This window comes from Ureaplasma sp. ES3154-GEN, from assembly GCF_025780075.1.
Classification (GTDB): Bacteria; Bacillota_I; Bacilli_A; order Mycoplasmatales; family Mycoplasmoidaceae; genus Ureaplasma.
Map to the genome: position 1 here is coordinate 23,870 of NZ_JAOXHM010000006.1, position 20,490 is coordinate 44,359.

Here is a 20,490-nt window from a genome sequence, read left to right on the forward strand (position 1 = left end):
CTGAGTTTTTTGTAAATATAAAATTATCGCTAATTAGTGGTGTGGAGTCTCAGGTTCGTGATGTCATGAAATGTATTCATAACGTTCTTTTTTTGTTTCATACCCACTAAGACGTTGATTAATTTTTGTTTTATCTTCTAATTGTGCTTGCATAATCTCTTCAGGAGTTACAATTAAAAAATCCATACTGTATGCATCTTCACCATGTAGTAAGTAATCAATATGACCTAATTGTTGGTGAACATTTAAACGTGGTTTAGTAATTAGTACTAAGAACGCAGTAAATGTAAAGGCATAACCAGCTGCTAGTGCTACTGCTCCGATTTGCAACCCAAATAATAATGCAGGGTTGACCATTCGTTCATCAATTACACTGTACATTAAATTAGGGTTAACTTCTTTCATCGCAAAAGCTCCGATTAAAAGCGAACCAGTCACTCCACCCATTCCGTGGACTGCTCACACTTCAAGTGAGTCATCAATTTTTGAATGGTGCATGATACGTGTACATCCATAGCACACAACACTTGCGGCAAGACCGATAACAGGGGCACTTCAGATTGGAACATAACCTGCAGTAGGAGTAATTGTTGCTAACCCCGCAATTGCACCGGTTACAATTCCCACTGATGTTGGTTTGTGTTTTTTAGTAAATGCCGTTTCAAAAATCATTCACATCACCATCGCAACGGCCATTGCAATGATTGTGTTTAATCATGATGATGTCATTAGACTCAATGATGAAGCCGCATCCGCACTAAAGGCTGCACCCCCAACATTAAAACCAAATCATCCCATAAATAATAATGCAGCTCCAAGAATTGTTAATGGAATGTTATTAGGTTTTACTTTATCATTTTTTAAAGTATAACGTTTTCCTAAAACAAATGATGCAGCTAAAGCACCAAACCCGGCAGTCACGTGAATAACAATTCCACCCGCAAAGTCTACTACACCCGCAGCAGCTAAGAAACCTTGTCCCCAGATTCAGTGTGCAAACGGAATGTAAATTAAATATTGTCATAACACAAGGAAAATTAAGTAGTTCTTAAATTTCATACGGTCAGCAAAGGCACCAACCATTAATGGTGGTGTAATAATTGCAAACGCTAATTGGTATGCAAAGAATAAGATTAATGGTACACCATTTGTGAAATTAGCAAAGACTAATCCCACTTCTCCACCTCATCCATTAAAAAATAATAGATTGCGGAAGGCAAAATATGTTGATGGATCACCAATAATTCCTTGTCCCACAGAAGGTCCGAATGCTAAACTGAACCCTCCGAAAATTCAAATAATGGTTGTAATTCCTAAAGAAGCAACGCATTGGTTGATAATTGTCAAGATTGCTTTCCGACGCACCAACCCTCCATAAAATAATCCTAGTGCCGGTGTCATTAATAACACAAACACAATGGCTAGTGCTGCTAGCAATGTATTTGTCGGATTAAAACTAACAGATTCTAAAAGTTCACTCGAAGCATTAGCAGATAAGTAATGCAGATCGTGAGTTACATGTTGGGCACCCACTTGCCAATCAAGTTTAATTGTATGTTCAGACACTAGTCACCACCAACTTTCTTCTGATTAATAGTTTGTACCATAACTATTTTACTTGTTGTTGATTTTGTTTTAAAACAACTTTGTTATCATTATTCAAAACAACAACTTGATCCTTTGTTCCAAAAACATTTTCTCAACGCTTGTTATCAGCAACCATTTGACTTGCTAATTCTTTTGCAGTTGGTAGGACAAAATCAAAAGAGTAAGCATCTTCGTCATGCAACATATAGTCGATATGGCCTAATTGTTGACGAACACTTAGACGAGGTTTAGTAATTAATACAATTAAGGCAGTAAATACAAAAGCATAAGCAGCCGCTAGTGCTACTGCACCAACTTGCAGACCAAATAACATTCCATATTCACTTGGTTCAGCCCCAATCACAGCATATAATAATCCATTCGGATTAACATCTCGTGAAGCAAAAGCTCCAATTAAAAGCGAACCAGTCATTCCACCCATTCCGTGGACTGCTCACACTTCAAGTGAGTCATCAATTTTTGAATGGTGCATGATACGTGTACATCCATAGCACACAACACTTGCGGCAAGACCGATAACAGGGGCACTTCAGATTGGAACATAACCTGCAGTAGGAGTAATTGTTGCTAACCCCGCAATTGCACCGGTTACAATTCCCACTGATGTTGGTTTATGTTTTTTGTTAAAGATAGTTTCAAAAATCATTCACATCACCATCGCAACCGCCATTGCAATGATTGTGTTTAATCATGATGATGTTGCAATGCTTCATGTAGCAGCATCGCCTTTGGTAAATGCTGAACCACCAACATTAAAACCAAATCATCCAAAGAACAATAAAGTTGCTCCCAAAATTGTCATTGGAATATTATTTGGTCGGTTTTTATCTGTTTTTAAGATATAACGTTTTCCTAAAACAAATGATGCAGCTAAAGCACCGAACCCTGCAGTTGTATGAATAACAATTCCCCCTGCAAAGTCTACTACACCCGCAGCAGCTAAGAAACCTTGTCCCCAGATTCAGTGTGCAAACGGAATGTAAATTAAATATTGTCATAACACAAGGAAAATTAAGTAGTTCTTAAATTTCATACGGTCAGCAAAGGCACCAACCATTAATGGTGGTGTAATAATTGCAAACGCTAATTGGTATGCAAAGAATAAGATTAATGGTACACCATTTGTGAAATTAGCAAAAACTAATCCCACTTGTCCTGATCATCCATCCGCAAACAATAAATTACGGAATGCAAAATAAGCTGATGGATCACCAATAATACCGTTACCAACAGAAGGTCCGAATGCTAAACTGAACCCTCCGAAAATTCAAATAATGGTTGTAATTCCTAAGGAAGCAACACATTGGTTGATGATTGTTAATGTAGATTTTCGACGCGTTAATCCACCATAAAATAAACCTAGTGCCGGAGTCATTAATAAAACAAACACAATCGCTAACGCAGCGAGTAAAGTGTTTGTTGGATTGTATCCGACTGCTGTCAGTTCAGTTTGATTATCAAACGCACTAACAAAGGTTAATTCATGACTGGAGAAGAAAATGTCTTTATCAACACCTAAAGTCATTATTATTACCTCTTTTATAATTTTTATCAATATTATGCAAACATAATACCCCTTTATTATATCCTAAGAGAATACGTCCAACATATATATTTACGAGTTTTTAACTTCTTTAAGCATTAATAAATAATCTTTGTATCGGAATTCAAGAATTTCATGTTGTTCTATCGCTTGTTTAACTGCACACATTGGTTCTGAAACATGCAAACAGTCTTGAAATTTACATTTCAAACTCAATTGTGCAAAATCCTTAAAGCTTCGGGCTAATTCTTGGGGCGTTAGTATCGATAAGTCTAAACTTGAATACCCTGGAGTATCAACCAAAAAAGCATTACTAACTGGGATTAATTTTGTTGCTGTTGTTGTGTTTTTACCCCGCTGTAAACTCAATGATACACCTTGAGTTTTTTGTACATCTGCTTGTAATAATTTATTAATTAGAGTTGATTTTCCTACACCAGACTGACCAACTAGACAGAAAACGTGATTGGTAATTAGATTTTTTAAAACATTTAAATCGGTTTTCTTTTGTAAATTAAAAACTTGATAATTGTCTTTTCGAAAATTTTGGATTATTGTATCTGCTTCATTCTGGTCATCTAATAAATCATATTTACTAAATGCTAACACTACATGTCTAATATTTTGGAATTCATAATAAGCTATTAATTTGTTTAATTGATAAACATTTAAATATGGTTGTTGAAATGATGATACAATTACCACCACGTCTACATTCGCAATCCGCGGTCTAATCAATGTATTCGTGCGTTCGGTAAAAGCGACAATCACATATTGGTTGTCAATCAATTCTACTTGAACATTATCACCAACTAACGGTTTATGTTTCTGGTTTTCATATTTAAAAATCCCTTTAATTAAAGCGGGAACAATGATTTGTTCATCGTATAAATAAATTTGAAATGATGATTTAACTAATTGAATAATTTTTGCTTGCATAATTACCTAACTAAACTTACAACTATAATAATGGTTAACAAAACACACACTAAAAAAATCACCATCGCAATTTGCCACCCCAAATGCATATACCATGGCTGATCAGATGATGTAATTTTATTTAAAGAACGCAAGTCATTATAAAGAACAAGATTTTTTTGACGATTTAATCCCTTTGTTTGTGTGTTATTTTCGATTTGTTTTAATGCAGTTAAAAAATCTTGTACAGATGTAAAAATCTGAGTTTTATCATTACTCTTAGATAGCACAGCGTTACGAATCAATTGGTTTGTTGCTGGATTAATTTGTGGGTTAATCGTATCTAGGTCTAAAAAATCAAATGTTTGCCATGCTTTTAAATAATAAATATCTTGTTTGGGAAATTTTTTGAAACGCTCATAATGCAATGGATCAGTCCCCGTCAATAATTCGTAATATAAGACCGCAAGTGAGTGCAAATCAAATTGCGGATTAAAAATCAGATAAGGATGCTGGCGATAATCAATTTGCACTAATTGAGGGGATGCATATACAGTTGTACATTTTAATTCATCATCTATTGTTAATACTTTATTATCGTATGCAACATAACTTGCTCCGTAATCAATTAACTTAATTTTAGTTAATGACTGATTGATTAAAATGTTTTCTGGTTTTAAATCTTTATGAATTAAACGTGGGGATAGATTATGAAAAAAATCCAAAACTGATCCAATTTGTTGGACTATTAAACGCGCTTTACTCGGCGTTAATAAAATATTTTTGTCTAAATAATCCCGCAAACTCATTCCATCAAAATATTCAAGAATCAAACATAAATAAGTTTGGTTATGATAGATATAATTAAAATTTGTATGATATTTAATTAAATATTCTTGTGCTTGGTGATTAATATTTTTTAACATATTAAACACTCTAATCTCATCCCTTAAGACATTTTTCTGTTTAACATCATTAGTTGTAATAATCTTTAAAACAACTAATTTTGTGTTATTAGACGGTTGAACAAGATAAATTTCACTAAAACCACCATTTGCGATGTGCTTAATTACCTTATAAGAGACATTAGTTTGGGGATCAACAATTAATGTGTGATTAGCAAATAACAAAGGCATAATCTATCAATGAATATAATACGCAAATGAAATATTATCCTGTGAATCATTATCAATTACAGTTTTTAATAATGTTTGCTGAATTTTTTCTTTATCATCTTCGTTAGTTAAATAACTATATAAGTTATTCATTTCATAATAAGGATAAAAGCCATCTGACGCTAAAAAAATAATGTCATGTTTTTTTAATTGGTTCACATAAAAATCATAAGTTAAAACAACGTTAGACAAACGACCAATATATTGTGTTAAACTATAGAGATTTTTCTCATATTTTTTATATAAATTAGGTTCTGCATTCATCTGTTTTAAACGATTTAAAACATTATGATCATAACCGATATGATTAAAACCTTTATCAGCAGTTAGTAAATAAGCACGTGAATCACCAATATTCATCGTATAAACCTGATTATTAATGATCAAACACACTACAAGGGTTGTTGCCATTTGATACGCTTGATCATCAATATTTGCTTGTTGTGTAATTTTATTTTGCGCTTGGTGAATTAGTTCAATTAATCATGAACGAATTTGGTTTTGTCCGCTACATGATTCGGATTTATTGTTTTCTAACAGAACAGCTTCTTCCTGCTCTTTTTCTTCTAAAGCTTCATTTGATTCTTGCTTCCTAGCGATCATTTTCAAATCTGTGCGTAAAAAAGCATCTTTAATTGTATCACTAACAATTAAACTTGCTGTGCTTGATCCAGCATAACCTCCTAAACCATCACATACTACTAATAAAACTTGATCTCATTCGTTTTTAACAACTAATGAAACATCATCATTGTGGCTGCGATAAGCACCAATATCGGTTAAATAATTGAATTGCACCATAAATACCCCTTTTTAATTAAAGAGCTTCTTTTTATCTTCACATGTAAAATAACTAGGAATCTTTCATTCAACACGTATTACTGCTTGTTGTGCAAAGATCCCAATTAATTCATACATACTCTTTGTCATAAGTTTTGTGTTTGTTGGCTGATTCCATACTAAAAAGTCTAAATAATAACGAAAATTCGATACTAAATTAGCAAAATCTTGAATCTGTTGTGAACCATCATTTTTTGATTTTAATAAAAAATAACTAAAATGAAGCAAATTTCGCGAATTTAATCCCATTGATGTTAAGTTTGCTCTTCATTTCGAAATATTAGGCTGTAGTCCTACGAAAATATCACTAATTAATTCTGTTGCTAGTCCATAAGATTCAAATATTAAATCAATGTGGTTATTATAAGTTAATCATTCGTTGTAATCAAAATTTCAACCATTAGTAATTCAATTAATTTTTCGTTTACCAATTTGTAAACCATCCGCTTCATTGAATCGAGCAACCACTTTATCTCAAATTTTTAAATTAATATCATTTAAATTAAATGTGTTCAAATAGAGATGATTAATTTTTAATTCAAATGTCTTTTGAATTAGCAAAACAACATGAATTAGACTTGATATTGAATACATATTTAAATTGCTTGCACATTTATCGCAATGTGCTGAGCAATTAGTCCCGATTTCTAAACTTAATGCTGCTTGGTTATTTTGTGTGTTTAATGCAGCATATAAATATTGATTGTCAATTTGAATTTCTAAATAAACAACTGTGTTTTTTTGAGTTTGTCGTAAGATTTTAATCTCTTGGAAATTGAAATTATTAGCTAATCACAAACGGTTGTCCTTGCTGATATTACTCATTTCCTTAAAATCTCAAACTAACTTACCATACACTCATTCATAAACTTGTTTGGCAAGAAATTTATTTTTTTCATGTTCAACACAAAATTTTTGCAAATCTGTTAATGTATAATCAAAAAATAAACAGTTCATACTAACGACGTAATTCCTTATTTAAAATCGCTTCCAATACTTCTGCTGCATTTTTAGGGTCATCGTTAATAATGTTGTATTGATAAACATCCTTAATTTGCATCTCTTTTTCTGCTTTTTTTAAACGTTGAGCAATTACTTCTTTACTTTCGGTGTTACGAGATAATAAACGACGTTCTAATTCTCTCAAGTTTGGTGGTAGCAAAAAGATCGATAGCAAATCGTCATCCTTATATAAATCAAGAACTTGTAAAGCACCCACAACCTCGATTTCCAACAAAACATTTTTTCCTTTATTTCGCAATCGTTCAACTTCTTGTTTTAATGTTCCGTACTTATGGTTGACAAATTCGGCTCATTCGATTAATTCGTTATTGTCAATTGCTTTATTAAAACGTTGATCATCGACAAAATAATAATCCACACCATCGACTTCACCATCACGTTGCTTACGAGTTGTCATTGAAATCGAATAAGCTAAATTAAGATAATTATTATTAAAAATTTGATTTAAAATTGTTTTTTTTCCTACACCACTTGGACCAGAAAAAACAATCAGTTTTCCTTTATGCATATTTTTTCCTTAAACTTCGCGCATACAAATTAGCGTATGAACTTATTTTATATATTATAAATAAAACTGGAGGATAATCCACACTAAATAAGAACAATTTATAAATCTTATTTATTATTGAAATGTGGTATTAATTTTGTCATTTGGGGACAAAAATTAGCACATCAAAAATTTTAGTAGTAGATAAAAAAAGATAAACCTAATAAAATATAAGCGATATTAATTGTAAAGGAATGTATACGATGTCAGAAAAATGTCATTTATCTCCGGAAGAATGCGCTTCGATTGGCCTTGCTCATAAACACCATTGTCCTTGAGAACAAGACCATATTTGTCGAGTAATTTTGCAATATAGAAACATTAGTTGTAAACCAACTAAATACAAGGTTATTTACCAGTTAGTAGAAAAACACAATTTACAATTGACGAAACTAATTAAATTGTTTGAAAATACTAATATTTCAGGATATTATAAATGGTTGCAGGCTCATAAAATTAATAATCAATGTCCAATTAAAAGTCGAAATAAAGATTATGTTCGTCGAATTTATGAAGCTCATCCTAAACACATTGGTTGTCGAAAAATAGCAACAATTTTAAATGAACAATACAATATTAAATTAAACTACAAGACAATCAACCAATACATGAAATCAATGGGTTTATGCAAAAACCACAAACACGATGCAACACCGACTAACTAACTTAAAAAAACATTGTTTAATTGATCATATCCCTTTAATGCGTGACAAAACCATTAATTATATGATCAATTTTTTAAATTCGCATCATTACCAAAGTTATTTAGAAATCGGCACCGCATATGGTTATAGTGCGCTAAGTATCCTAGTGCATTGTTCACATATTCAAAAAATAGTAACATTGGAAAAAAATCCTGAACGGTTTGCGATTGCACAAGGCTATTTGCAAAATACTTTGATTCAAAGTTTTAATACTGATTGTTTTAATTACACACCTGATCAAAAATATGATGTATTAGTAATTGATGGACCAAAAGGTTCCCAAATCAAATTGTTTGATCAATATATCCAGTACCTTAATTCAAATGGGGTAATGTTTATTGATAACTTATATTTAAAAGCAATTAGAGATTTACCAATAAAAACAAAAAACCAAAATAAATTACTAAATAAACTTGACGAATTTATTAATTATTTAAAGAAGCAAACAAAGTATGTTTTTGAAATAATTGATATCGATGATGGTTTAGGAATTATTCAATTTAAAAATTAAAAAACCAGTGAATTTTTCGCTGGTTTTTTTTAATGAATTTAGAATGGTTTTTTTCTCTTACTATCACATTATTTATGTATCTATAACTAGTAAATACTACTCATCTAGTTTTGCTTATCTTTTTTTGTAAACACTTTTTCAACAAATTTGTCAAAACTCCTAACTATTAAATGTTTTAATAAATACTTTTGTTATTTTAATAATCTGAAACTAAAGATTACATAAGAATTAAAAATCCACTTATAAATGCAACTTAATTTTGGCACATAAAAATAATTACTAATTCATCTCACTAATAATAAAAATAGAGTAAAAAAAGAATCCCTTTGTAGGGATTCTTAATTATTATTGATGTAGTCGAACTTGGTGTTTTAACATTTTTAAACGAATTTTAACATTCAAGACTAAAGCGTTTACTTGCTCTTCATCTTGAGGTCTATTTCTTAAATGTTCGCGTAACTTATATAAAATTGTTTTAAATTCTTTATAAGTGTGTTTATAGTCTTGATATACACGTAATAGCTTGAAATATTTTACCAATTTAATTAATTCAGATATTATGAACAAGAATCCAACAAACAAGAATGGTAAAACATTAAATCATTCATACCCACCAGTATAGAGTGGTTTAACTTTAAATACACTGTTTAGTCCCGGTATATAAACAAGCATAAACATCATTGCAAAAGAAATTGAAATGGTTATTAAAACATAACGTAAATCTTTAAACGAGTCAATTAAAATTGAATGGTTAACTTTAAGAATCGCTGCATTAAAAGATAGCATTAATCCCATAAACATAAACGATAGTGCAGAGCCTGCGCCAATTGCATCATGAATTTCGCCAATGCTATAATGGCTTGGGAGAACAAAATGCAAATTCTCTTTAATATTTAACTCTCAAGTGTTAAAATTCTGGAATAAATATCGTATATTCTCTAAACTGAAATTATGTAAAGAACCACTAACCCCTAAATAGAACAAGAGAATTGAACTAAATCCAATAAATAGACCCGTAACTATAATCTGCAACCACATTCGTGTTGTTAAAATTGGCGCTGATTTAGACAGTGGTTTGTTTTTCATTAGGTTAGTACTTGTAAAATTTAACCCCAATGCAATCCCTGGAAGAGTTTCAGATACAATATTAATTCATAATACCTGCAAACTACTCATCGGTGACATATTAAAGATTATTAAACCAAAGAATAAAGAAATTAATCCTGATAAATTTGTGATTAATAACAGAATAATTACACGCTTAATGGCATCCATAATCAAACGACCCATTTTAACTGCGCGTACAATTGTTTTGAAATTATCATCAATTAGAATCATATTTGCTGCTTGTTTTGAAACTTCAGTTCCCATAATGCCCATTGCGCACCCAATATCAGCTGCCTTTAATGCGGGAGCATCATTGACTCCATCACCAGTCATTGCAACGACTTTGTCGTGTTTTTTTCACGCATTAACAATGCGAATTTTATCACTTGGTGATACACGTGCATAAACAGAATAATCACTAATACTTGATGATAATGTTTCATCATCCATTGCTTGCAATTCTGCACCACTAATTGTTTTTTGATCAGCTTCTAAAATATGCATTTGGCGAGCAATTGCACTAGCAGTCTGAATATGATCACCTGTAATCATAATCGGACGAATTCCGGCTTCTTTAGCAATGTCAATTGCATGAATTGCTTCAGGTCGCGGAGGATCAATCATTCCAATTAAACCAATAAAGTTCAAATTTTGCTCGATTGTTTCTGCAGGAATTTCTTCATTTCAATCTGTTAATAAAGTTTTGCAAACTCCTAATACCCGTAAGGCACTGTCTGCCATCTTAGTGTTTGCGTTTCAGCTCTTTTGATCCAAAGGTTCGCTTGTGCGTTGACTAATCATATCAATCGCACCCTTGGTAAATAGATAATATTGGCCATTATTTTTTACAACAACACTCATCATTTTTCGATCAGAATCAAATGGATATTCAAATACCCGCTCGTATTTGTTGGCAAGTGTTTCATCATCGATTTTAAATTGATGTCATGCTTGTAAAATAGCAGTTTCTGTTGGATCTCCTAAATAAACTGTAACATTATTATCATCAACCGTTGAAGTTGCGTTATTCACAATAACTGCTGTTTCTAATAAATTTTGGGCTTTTTGATCTGTTTGATAAGTTTTTAATCCTCCTTCAGGAGTGTAGAAATGAGTAATTGTCATTTTGTTTTGCGTTAATGTTCCAGTTTTATCTGAACAAATAACGTTTGCAGAACCTAATGTTTCAACTGCTGATAATTGTTTAATCAACGCATTTTTTTTGCTCATTTGCTTAACACCAAAGGAAAGAATGATAGTCACAATCGCTACCAATCCTTCTGGGATTGCTGCAAAAGACAATGAAATTGCAAGAATTAAGGCACTTGCTCAGCTAGTTTTTCAGTCACCACCACCAACAAGATAAACATACATTACAAGCACAACTAAACACAGTACACTTGCAAAACCACCAATAATTTTGGACAATTTTCCAATTTTACGCTGTAAAGGTGTCTTCTCTTCCTTTTGTTTGTTTATTAAGTCAGCAATTGTCCCGATTTCAGTATGCATCCCAATATTAACAACAACAGCATTACCTGTTCCATTAACAACATTTGTTGATGCAAAAACTTTATTTTTCTGATCTCCAATTCCTGCATTTACGTCTACTTCTGCGTCAGCATCTTTACTTGTAAGTAAGGATTCACCAGTTAAAATCGCTTCATCACATTCCAGTGATGATGAACGAATCAGCAATGCATCCGCAGGAACGCTATCTCCTGCCTCTAAAACTAAGAGGTCACCAACAACAACATCTTGCGCACTAATTTGCATTGTTTCTCCATTACGAACAACTTTAGCGTGTGGGGAGGTTAGTTGACTCAAAGCTTCGCTTTCTTTTTCTGCTTTTGTTTCCTGATAAACACCAAATGATGCATTTAGCAATAAAATAAAACAAATAACCGCAAATTCAACATATGATGTGATAAGTTCAACAGTGTCATCAGCAGGGTGGACAATAGCCAGGGCAAGGGTTATAATCCCTGCAACAGCAAGTAACAAAACCATTGGATCAAGAAATTGCTTAAAGAATTTAACTACAATACTAGTTTTTTTCTTTTTTTGCATAACATTCGTTCCAAAACGGTTACGATTTTCTGTTACTTGTTTGTCATTTAACCCATTAATTGGATCAGTTTCTTGTATATCATAATCCCACAAGAGGGGTTCTTTTTCTTTTTTTCTTTTCACTTATAATTCTCCTTATAGATTTATATTTTACTTAATATTTAATTAAAATTCAAATTAATACATAATCCTTATTATAATAATATATTAGATATAGACGAGGTATTTAAATATGTTAGATAAAATCACCGCTGTTTTACAAACAGTAAACGAATCAGCTGAACAATTAGCTGGCGAATTAAGTTCAATCAAAATTGGTTTAAGTATTGGAATTGTTTTATTTCTAATTGCGGGATTAATTATTGGTTTCGTAATTTCTACAAAAGTTATGAAACGTCAACTAAAGAAAAACCCACCAATTTCAAAGGATACAATTCGTATGATTTACTCACAAGTCGGTCGTAAACCAAGCGAAGCACAAGTTAACGAAATTTTTAACCGTGCGAACCGTAATCAACGATAGGAATTATGAAATTCTTAAAATCAGCACCTACTAAACAAGAATGAATTCAAGATGACAAAGTTGAAATCTGTTTTATCGGACGTTCAAATGTTGGAAAATCATCTTTAATTAATGCATTAGCAAACCAGAAAATCGCTAAAACTTCAAATACCCCTGGGCGAACACAATTAGTAAATTTCTTTGATTTGCCTGATTATCGATTAGTCGATCTACCAGGCTATGGATTTGCAAAAGTTAATAAAGATCAAAAAACAAATTTAACAATGATGATTGATCAATATTTAACTCAACGTACTAACCTAAAAGCTGTTTTTCAAATTTGTGATCTAAATGTTTTAACTGATATCGATGCACAGATGTCCATCTTTTTTCAAAACCAAAAATACGATCATTTTTTAGTTTTAAACAAAGCCGATAAAGCTAATAAATCTTATTTCCACAACCATTTGCACCAAATCACTAAGATGTTTCAAATTAAACCAGAACAAATTATTTTGGTATCTGCGAAAAATAAAACTAACATTGATTTTTTAAAACGTTTAATGAAGTCAGTAATTCAAAAAAATAATAAACAAAAAGCAACTGTAACTAACTAGTTGCTTTTTTCTTTATTTAAAAATTGCATTTTTGTCTCATAGAATTTTTTAAGTTCATTTGAATAACGAATGGAGTGAAAAACAACATTGGTTGCAATCTCTTTATTCACTGGAACCAATACCGTTTGAATGTGATTGTAATTTATTTGGTCTACCATAATTTGAAAATTATTAAACATATTTTCATTCCCGTTAAATAACTCATAATAATCAAGATAGTAAAAATTTAATTGATTATCAACAACATCATAGTAGTTGAGCAAATAATAGCGAAATAATTGGTTATAACTAATAACCAACAAATCATAATTTTCAAAAAACTGAGCATTAAATTTACCAGTTGTTAACTTGCGGATCAAACCTAGATGCTGTTTTGGATCAGCATCGTATGAAACCCAGTGATTATTCAGCTGCAAATAATCATTGAAGCTAGTAATTCGCTTATAATTATAACCGCTTTTAGTAGTTTGAAAATTAGCTTCTTGATCTACTGTTAACCCGATATAAGCTGTTCAATCGGTGTTATTGTATTCTTTTATTAAACTAATTGTTTCTTCAATATAAAGTTCATTTTTTTTAGTTACACTTAAAACAATTGATGCGCTTGAAATAATCGTAAACAAACCCGAAAATATCGCAGCTTTAATAATTTTTGATTTTAATCTGCGTTTGTTATAAAGAATGGTTTGGAGATTACGTTTAGCATCAAAACTCATAGGTAATTAGATCTCTTCTTCAAAGTTTGTCGCAACTCATTGGATGTCATCGTCATCGTCACATGCACTAATAAAACGAACAAGTTTTTCTTTTTGTTGCTCATCCAATGCAATATATTCATCCGATACTCATTTAATATCAGCGCTAACAACTGGAATATTACTAGCAGCAAGTGCATTTTTTGCTTGAATAAAATGATCTTTGCTGACTTTAACTTCGTAGATTGTTTCAATTAATTCAATATCAATTAAATCAACTTCTAAAAGTGCTGCAATGATTTGATCCTCAATTACATCGTTTTTGTTAATTAAAAAAACCGCATATTCATTAAATGACATCGCAACAGAATTAGGTTTAGCTAAACTTGCATTCAATTTTGATAAATAACCCCTAATCGCACTAATTGTGCGGTTTTCATTGTCAGTTAAACAGTGTATCATAATTGCTAATCCATTTGGTCCAAAAGCTTCATAAGTTAGTTCAACTAAATTTTGACTGTCCTTGTTTGCGCCTTCGATATTTCTTTGAATCGAATCACGGCTTAAATTATTGGCAAGAGCGCGCGTAATAGCCGCTTTTAAACGTGGATTTGCTTCTGGATTTGTACCTCCAACCTTTGCAGCTGCCTTAATTTCTTTGGCACATTTCATTCAAATTTTAGCCTGCTGTTGTTGTTTCTTGTTAATTCCGCTTGCAATTAAATGTTTTCGTGGCATATAAATAAACTCCTATTGTTTTAAAATTTTTTCTTTTTGGTAAGCATACACAATATCTTTTTGTTGTGTATATAAATTATTAAATTGTAAATACATATTAATTTTTAACTGGTTGTCGAAAAATTTTTTGTATGCAGCATTTGTTAAATAACGTTCAAGATCTTGATAATTAAAAATTCCGACAAAATCGTTTGCAGAATGTTTTTTAATGTATGCATTCGTTGTATTAATCATTAAACTATACATTTGATATTTAAATAGCTTAATCCCTAAATGTTGATCCAAAATAATTTTAATGGGAGGCACACTTGGATCTTGAAAATAAACAAAGAAAGAAACATTTAAATCATCAGGATTTTTGTTGAAAGTAACAGAAGTAATTTGTTCACTATTTAAAGCTTTAAATGAATCAAACTGGCTAATGCGTTGTGTTGTCATAAATTCCTTAAAAAATGCAAGACTAACAATCTTTATACGTTTATAATCATAAGTTAAATATGATTGAAAATCAGTTAAGCCATCGTTATCTACTGTTTTTAAAACTTGCGCTTGTTTATCCTGGTAGATTTTAATATCAGTCAATAATTTCCGATTCACTTGTTGTCGTGCAAGAAAACGAGCATTAGTGCTTAATTTAGTTTGTATTTCATCAACAAAAGTAAAGTGGCTACTGACTTCTTTAAGTTGTAAAATCGCCGCTTTATTGTTGATAATTTTATTATCCAGCCCAGCTAATATATCATTTGCCAAACCAACATAAGTTTTAAAGCTTAAGTTATCAGGAATAACCAATGAACAAGCAGTAGTAGTACATAAAAGACACGCACCAAATATCCCTAGTCCAGCGTGATACAATTTTATTTTATTAAATTTCTTTCCCATATGATATATATTATAAAAAATAAACTCTCTTTGCAGAGTTTATTATTTAGAAAATAATGACGTTGCTTCAAACATTCCAAACGGTGTAAAGTAAATTTTAGAAACCGCTAGTGAAATTATGAATCCAACAAAAACGCATAAGATCGAAAATAAGACCCAATCTATTAATTGCAACGAAAAGTTTCTATATCTTGTTCTTGCGTATCGGGGATTGTAACTCCGTGCTTCCATTGCATTCGCTAAATCCTCCGCTTTTTTAAAGGCAATTGAGAATAAAGGAACAACTAATGCAACAAGTGATTTAATTTTTTGAGCAAATCCTCCATTTTTAAAATCTACACCCCGTGAGGCTTGAGCGTTTAAAATCCGTTTTGATTCGTCTAATAAAGATGGAATAAAACGAATAGCAATTGAAATCATCATCGATGCTTCCGTAACGGGTAATCGTAAGATCTTAAATGGTGTTAATAAATCTTCTAAGCCATTTGTTAGTTCGATTGATGAAGTTGTCGAAGTTAAAATTGATGCTAAAACAATCATTAAGAAAATTTTAATTGAAATATACAAAGCTAACTGAATTGCAACTGGTGATAACGCAACTGCAGAACGAGTATATAAAATAATACTGTTTAGCCCACCTAAATGTTCCTTAGCTTGACTTAAAGATAAACCAAAATATTTAACTGCTTGAACATTTGTAGGATCAGTAGGATCAATAAATGGTAATTTAAAGTTCGAAATACTCATTCAGTAGGCTAAATGATGATATTCTAAATGGGGAAAATCATTGTTTTTAATAGTTCCAAAAGTAGTGATGAAATTATTCTTAATAGCACCTTCCTCTAAACTATCGAATGTGCTTGCTAATTTTTTAATAAAATCTTTTTCTTTGAGATCATTGACCATTAAGAATTTCTGAAAATCAAAACTATTAGGATCAGTAAAGAAACTTGGGTTCAAATATGTTTTAATTTCTCCCCCTCAAATTGGGGAAATTAAGTTTTCAATCCCATTATTTTGATAGTGCGCTATTTGATGTGTTTGTTCATATAAACCCGGGGTTTTAACTCAATCTAAATTTCCAAATAAAACTCCCTGTTGAGCAATATTGAAAATTGCAATAGGTTCCTTATAAGTCATCCAGTTAATTAACAATAGTAGGAAAAATAGGAAGAGAACGGATTTAAAAATATTTCATAACATTCTTCATGGTAGTTTTGCAACAAAGAAAATAATTAAAATAAAAACACCAATAAAAAATTGAGCAAAGAAGCCGAGTGGTAAAAAAATCATTGCGATTAGCAACAAGAATGCAATAAATTTCATTGCCGGGTTTAGGCGATGAATGACCGATCTTCGAAAAATGTATGCATTAGCACTCATAATTATTCACCTTGCTTTCTTAATTCTGTTTTATCTTTATTAGATTTTAAATCAACAATCGCATTCGCAAGCTCCTCGATTGTTCGTGGTTGGTATTCAAATAATTTATTAAAGCTTGCATCTTCAGCAACTAATTGATTAATAGTTGTAACTACCTTTGGTGGGGCAATTGATGTTTTATTCATTAGTTGTTGATCAGTAAAAATTTCATAAACTGAACCATTTTTAATAATTTCACCATCATGCATCACAATTACTTCATCAGCAATTTGTAATACATGGTCCATTGTATGGGTAATAACAAAAACAGTTTTATTTTCGTTCTTAGCATCCATAATGATTTGCATCATTTCTTCTTCACCAACCGGATCCAGTCCCGCAGTTGGTTCATCGAAAATCAACATATCTGTTTCAATTGCGAGAATCCCTGCAATTGCTACTCGGCGTTTTTGTCCCCCGCTTAAACCAAAAGGAGAATATTCAAGATATTCATCACTTAAACCAAGTTTGTTTAAGTACTTTTTAGCTCTTTTTCGAGCCTCTTGTTTTTTGATCCCAAAATTCATTGGACCAAACATAATATCTTGCTCAATTGTATGTTTAAATAATTGGTATTCAGGGAATTGGAAGACAAAACCAACTTTTTGACGCAGCTTTTTGTAATTTTTTAATTTTTTTGTTAATTTGAAGTTAGTCTTAATATCAGGTAAATGACGAACTTCAAATTCCTTAAGATCTTCAAACGATAAAGCATCATTAATTTCTAAATAACTATCTTCATCAATCCGAATAACCGCAACCTTGGCAACATTATTTAAATGATGATTACGTGTAAAACCTAAATCCTTAATAAATTTCACACTTTTAACTTTGCGCTTATATTGTCCTTCAAATAAAATTCGTGCGATTTTCTTATTTACTTTATTACTAAATAGAACAAGAAAGTTTCAATCATCAAGTTTATAATTTCATAATTGGTTATTAATAATGTTATCTTTTTTATCGATAACGCCTAATAAGTGGTTACTAATATTATAGTAGTCACCCGCAACAATATCATCCACCATGATGTATCCATATTTTGACATTAATAAGCCGTTAAAATGAGTTACTAAAGTGGATTTACCTGATCCAGAATTACCAATAATGCAGTAAATTTTGTTTTTAGCAAAATCGTAATTAATATTGTTTAAAGCTACAAATTGGTTCTCCTGATTCTCATCATAAACCGCATATAAATTTTTGACGCTAATACTTAAATCGGGGTTGGATGTCCGCATTATTTTTGGCATATTCTTTTAATCAACTCCTTGTTATTTAAGGTTAGATCAACATCTAAACCACTCTGTTTCAATAACTTTGATAATTTTAAAGTAAAAGGAATGTCTAAATTCATTGCCTTTAGTTTATCCTCGTTCTCAAAAACATCTTGGGGTTTGCCAATAAATTGAACTTCCCCTGCCTTCATTACGATAACTTTATCTGCATTAATCACTTCTTCCATATCATGAGTAATGGAAATGATTGTTTTTTTGGTTACATCCCGTAACCCTATCATTAATTCTTTTAATTCTTTTTTCCCTTTTGGGTCAAGCATTGACGTTGATTCATCAAAAATAATAACTTCAGGGTTAATTGCTAATACAGATGCAATCGCAACACGTTGTTTTTGACCACCTGATAGTTCAAGTGATTCACGTTTTAATAAATCATAAACGCCCGCTGCTTGAGCTGCTTCAGCGATAATATCTCAAATCTGATGGGAAGGCACCTTACGATTTTCAAGACCAAACGCAATATCATCTTCAGCTGTAATTCCAACAAACTGATTATCAGGATTCTGGAAAACAATCCCAATATTATTGCGAAGAAATTTTAAATTAACCTCATTAATTTCAATTCCAAATAACTTAATTTTTCCGGATGCAGGTTTTAATAATCCAGTGAGTACTTTACTAATAGTTGATTTGCCTGAACCATTATGACCGATAATACACACATACTCGTTTTTGTTAATTTCAAAAGATACATCTTTTAAAATCACCCGATCCTCATTATATGAGAAATAAACATTTTCAAAACTTACAGCTGTAGCAGATTCGTTGATTAAATGATCGATTTCTTTAAATTTAATAATAGTATTGTTCGTATTTTGTGACATAGATAAAAACCTTATGTGAATGTGGTTTAATTATAATAAATTATAATTATAACAAAAAATAAAAACAAGCATAGAACTTGTTTTTATCTTTAGAAATATGTTAGTTATTAGTTGTTTGGAATTAAAACCTTAACACCAGCACCCATTGTTGGTGAAATAGTAATATTTTGAATATATTGTCCTTTAACAGTTGATGGTTTACGAGAACGAATTAAAGTTAATAAAGCAAGAGCATTATCTTTAATTTTTTCTACATCAAAAGAAACTTTTCCAATATTCATATGGATATTTCCGTATGTATCAGTACGATATTCTAAACGTCCTTTTTTAAATTCTTTCACCGTTTTTAAAACATCAGTTGTAACAGTTCCAATTTTTGGGTTAGGCATTAATCCACGAGGACCAAGCACCTTTCCTAAACGAGCCAATTTTGGCATTACTTTTGGATCAGTAATAATAACATCAATATCATTTAACATTTTTTCAATGTTTTGAATGTAATCAACGCCACCAAAATAGTTAGCACCTGCTGCTTTAGCATCTTCAGCACTTACATCTTCAGACAATAATAAGACACGTACATCTTTTCCATTACCGTGTGGTAAAGCAATTGATCCACGTAGTTGTTGTTCAACTTTTGTCGTGTCTAAGTTTAATTTAACAGCAATATTCATTGAACCATCGAATTTTGTAATTGATTTAGCTTGTGCTAAAGCAATCGCTTCTTCTAAACTGTATGCTTTGTTTTTGTCAAAACCTTCATAAACAGCTTTTAATTTTTTTGTTAATTTACTCATACACTATTTTACTCCCTATCTGCCTTATAAGGACTGTATCCTTCGATTTTAATACCCATTTGCTTAGCAGAACCTGCAACCATTCCCAGCGCAGTTTCTTCATCATAAGCAGTCATATCAACTAGTTTATAACGTGCAATTTCTAACGCCTTTTCCTTAGAAATTGTAGCTACAACTTGTTTTTTTGAATCCTTAGCTCCAGATTGGATGTTTGCCGCTTCTTTTAGTAAGTAAGCAACCGGAGTTGTTTTTACAACAAAGTCGAATGATTTATCTTTGTAAGCAGTGATCACAACTGGAATAACTTTTCCGTTTTGATCTTTGGTTTTATCATTAAACGCTCTTGTAAATTCGGCCATATTAATACCGACAGACGCTAATGCTGGACCTGGTTTTGCTTGGTTACCAATTAAATTTAATTTTGCGATTCTTGTAACTTCTTTTTTCTTTTTGACTACAGCCACACGCAACACCTCATATATCTTTCTATTTAAATATTTTTAGTATTCGCTACGTGGTTTAACGATAGTTCTCATGTTTTAAACCATCTTCCACATGCTTATATATTAAAAAATGTGTCATTACAACACGTATATATTATATTAAAAAAATGATAGAATACCAAATTAATTAATATTAATGTAAAATAAATAAATATTAAGCTCGAGG

20 protein-coding genes are annotated in these 20,490 nt (G+C 31.3%); 4 read left to right on the plus strand and 16 right to left on the minus strand.

The features are described from left to right. Window positions 1-33: 33 nt before the first annotated feature. The 7 genes from OF377_RS02885 to gmk form a co-directional block, all read right to left on the minus strand. Window positions 34-1,566 (minus strand): ammonium transporter, encoded by a 1,533-nt coding sequence (locus OF377_RS02885; protein WP_318032051.1) that lies wholly within the window; start codon window positions 1,564-1,566, stop codon window positions 34-36. A 43-nt stretch (window positions 1,567-1,609) separates the two neighbouring features. Continuing rightward, entirely contained in the window at window positions 1,610-3,133 is a 1,524-nt protein-coding gene (locus tag OF377_RS02890; RefSeq protein WP_318032052.1) for an ammonium transporter, read from the minus strand. Window positions 3,134-3,223: 90 nt separating this feature from the next. Next, window positions 3,224-4,090, minus strand: a complete 867-nt coding sequence (gene rsgA, locus OF377_RS02895; RefSeq protein ID WP_263836385.1) for a ribosome small subunit-dependent GTPase A — start codon at window positions 4,088-4,090, stop codon at window positions 3,224-3,226. 2 nt (window positions 4,091-4,092) lie between these two features. Then, entirely contained in the window at window positions 4,093-5,205 is a 1,113-nt protein-coding gene (locus OF377_RS02900) for a serine/threonine-protein kinase (RefSeq protein ID WP_263836386.1), read from the minus strand. A gap of 3 nt (window positions 5,206-5,208) precedes the next feature. Next, on the minus strand, window positions 5,209-6,045 hold the full coding sequence (locus OF377_RS02905) for a PP2C family protein-serine/threonine phosphatase (protein ID WP_263836387.1): 837 nt from the start codon (window positions 6,043-6,045) through the stop codon (window positions 5,209-5,211). A 12-nt stretch (window positions 6,046-6,057) separates the two neighbouring features. After that, entirely contained in the window at window positions 6,058-7,041 is a 984-nt protein-coding gene (locus tag OF377_RS02910; protein WP_263836388.1) for a hypothetical protein, read from the minus strand. A gap of 1 nt (window position 7,042) precedes the next feature. Next, entirely contained in the window at window positions 7,043-7,615 is a 573-nt protein-coding gene (gene gmk, locus OF377_RS02915; protein ID WP_263836389.1) for a guanylate kinase, read from the minus strand. A 242-nt stretch (window positions 7,616-7,857) separates the two neighbouring features. Here gmk and OF377_RS02920 point away from each other — a divergent pair, with 242 nt between their 5' ends. Together OF377_RS02920 and OF377_RS02925 are read left to right on the plus strand one after the other, a co-directional pair. Then, complete coding sequence (locus tag OF377_RS02920) at window positions 7,858-8,319, plus strand: transposase (RefSeq protein WP_263836390.1); 462 nt, start codon at window positions 7,858-7,860, stop codon at window positions 8,317-8,319. Further along, a complete protein-coding gene (locus tag OF377_RS02925) occupies window positions 8,300-8,869 on the plus strand; it encodes an O-methyltransferase (protein WP_263836391.1) in 570 nt (189 codons plus the stop codon). Before OF377_RS02920 ends, OF377_RS02925 begins: the two co-directional genes overlap by 20 nt. A 345-nt stretch (window positions 8,870-9,214) precedes the next feature. On the opposite strand, the gene OF377_RS02930 is transcribed toward OF377_RS02925, so the two are convergent. Continuing rightward, window positions 9,215-12,169 carry a cation-translocating P-type ATPase gene (locus tag OF377_RS02930; RefSeq protein ID WP_263836392.1) on the minus strand — a complete coding sequence of 985 codons (2,955 nt, stop codon included), beginning with the start codon at window positions 12,167-12,169 and terminating at the stop codon, window positions 9,215-9,217. A gap of 109 nt (window positions 12,170-12,278) precedes the next feature. Between OF377_RS02930 and OF377_RS02935 the strand changes: the two genes are divergently transcribed. Both OF377_RS02935 and yihA read left to right on the plus strand, forming a co-directional pair. Further along, on the plus strand, window positions 12,279-12,569 hold the full coding sequence (locus tag OF377_RS02935) for a YneF family protein (protein ID WP_263836393.1): 291 nt from the start codon (window positions 12,279-12,281) through the stop codon (window positions 12,567-12,569). Window positions 12,570-12,571: 2 nt separating this feature from the next. Beyond that, window positions 12,572-13,165, plus strand: coding sequence for a ribosome biogenesis GTP-binding protein YihA/YsxC (gene yihA, locus OF377_RS02940; RefSeq protein ID WP_263836443.1), 594 nt, complete (start codon window positions 12,572-12,574; stop codon window positions 13,163-13,165). Here yihA and OF377_RS02945 read toward each other — a convergent pair. The 8 genes from OF377_RS02945 to rplK all read right to left on the minus strand — a co-directional run bounded on the left by OF377_RS02945 (window position 13,162) and on the right by rplK (window position 20,285). Further along, complete coding sequence (locus OF377_RS02945; protein WP_263836394.1) at window positions 13,162-13,881, minus strand: hypothetical protein; 720 nt, start codon at window positions 13,879-13,881, stop codon at window positions 13,162-13,164. The genes yihA and OF377_RS02945 overlap by 4 nt on opposite strands. A 6-nt stretch (window positions 13,882-13,887) precedes the next feature. Continuing rightward, a complete protein-coding gene (locus OF377_RS02950) occupies window positions 13,888-14,598 on the minus strand; it encodes a YebC/PmpR family DNA-binding transcriptional regulator (RefSeq protein ID WP_263836395.1) in 711 nt (236 codons plus the stop codon). 12 nt (window positions 14,599-14,610) lie between these two features. Continuing rightward, complete coding sequence (locus tag OF377_RS02955; RefSeq protein ID WP_263836396.1) at window positions 14,611-15,480, minus strand: hypothetical protein; 870 nt, start codon at window positions 15,478-15,480, stop codon at window positions 14,611-14,613. Between the two features lie 42 nt (window positions 15,481-15,522). Further along, on the minus strand, window positions 15,523-16,863 hold the full coding sequence (locus OF377_RS02960; protein WP_263836397.1) for an energy-coupling factor transporter transmembrane component T family protein: 1,341 nt from the start codon (window positions 16,861-16,863) through the stop codon (window positions 15,523-15,525). A gap of 2 nt (window positions 16,864-16,865) precedes the next feature. Then, window positions 16,866-18,155 carry an ATP-binding cassette domain-containing protein gene (locus OF377_RS02965; RefSeq protein ID WP_443080800.1) on the minus strand — a complete coding sequence of 430 codons (1,290 nt, stop codon included), beginning with the start codon at window positions 18,153-18,155 and terminating at the stop codon, window positions 16,866-16,868. Next, window positions 18,143-19,024 carry an energy-coupling factor transporter ATPase gene (locus OF377_RS02970; protein ID WP_263836398.1) on the minus strand — a complete coding sequence of 294 codons (882 nt, stop codon included), beginning with the start codon at window positions 19,022-19,024 and terminating at the stop codon, window positions 18,143-18,145. The genes OF377_RS02965 and OF377_RS02970 overlap by 13 nt, the downstream gene beginning before the upstream one ends. 107 nt (window positions 19,025-19,131) lie before the next feature. Then, window positions 19,132-19,821 (minus strand): 50S ribosomal protein L1, encoded by a 690-nt coding sequence (gene rplA, locus OF377_RS02975; RefSeq protein WP_263836399.1) that lies wholly within the window; start codon window positions 19,819-19,821, stop codon window positions 19,132-19,134. Between the two features lie 8 nt (window positions 19,822-19,829). Further along, window positions 19,830-20,285, minus strand: a complete 456-nt coding sequence (gene rplK / locus OF377_RS02980; protein ID WP_263836400.1) for a 50S ribosomal protein L11 — start codon at window positions 20,283-20,285, stop codon at window positions 19,830-19,832. Window positions 20,286-20,490: the final 205 nt, after the last annotated feature.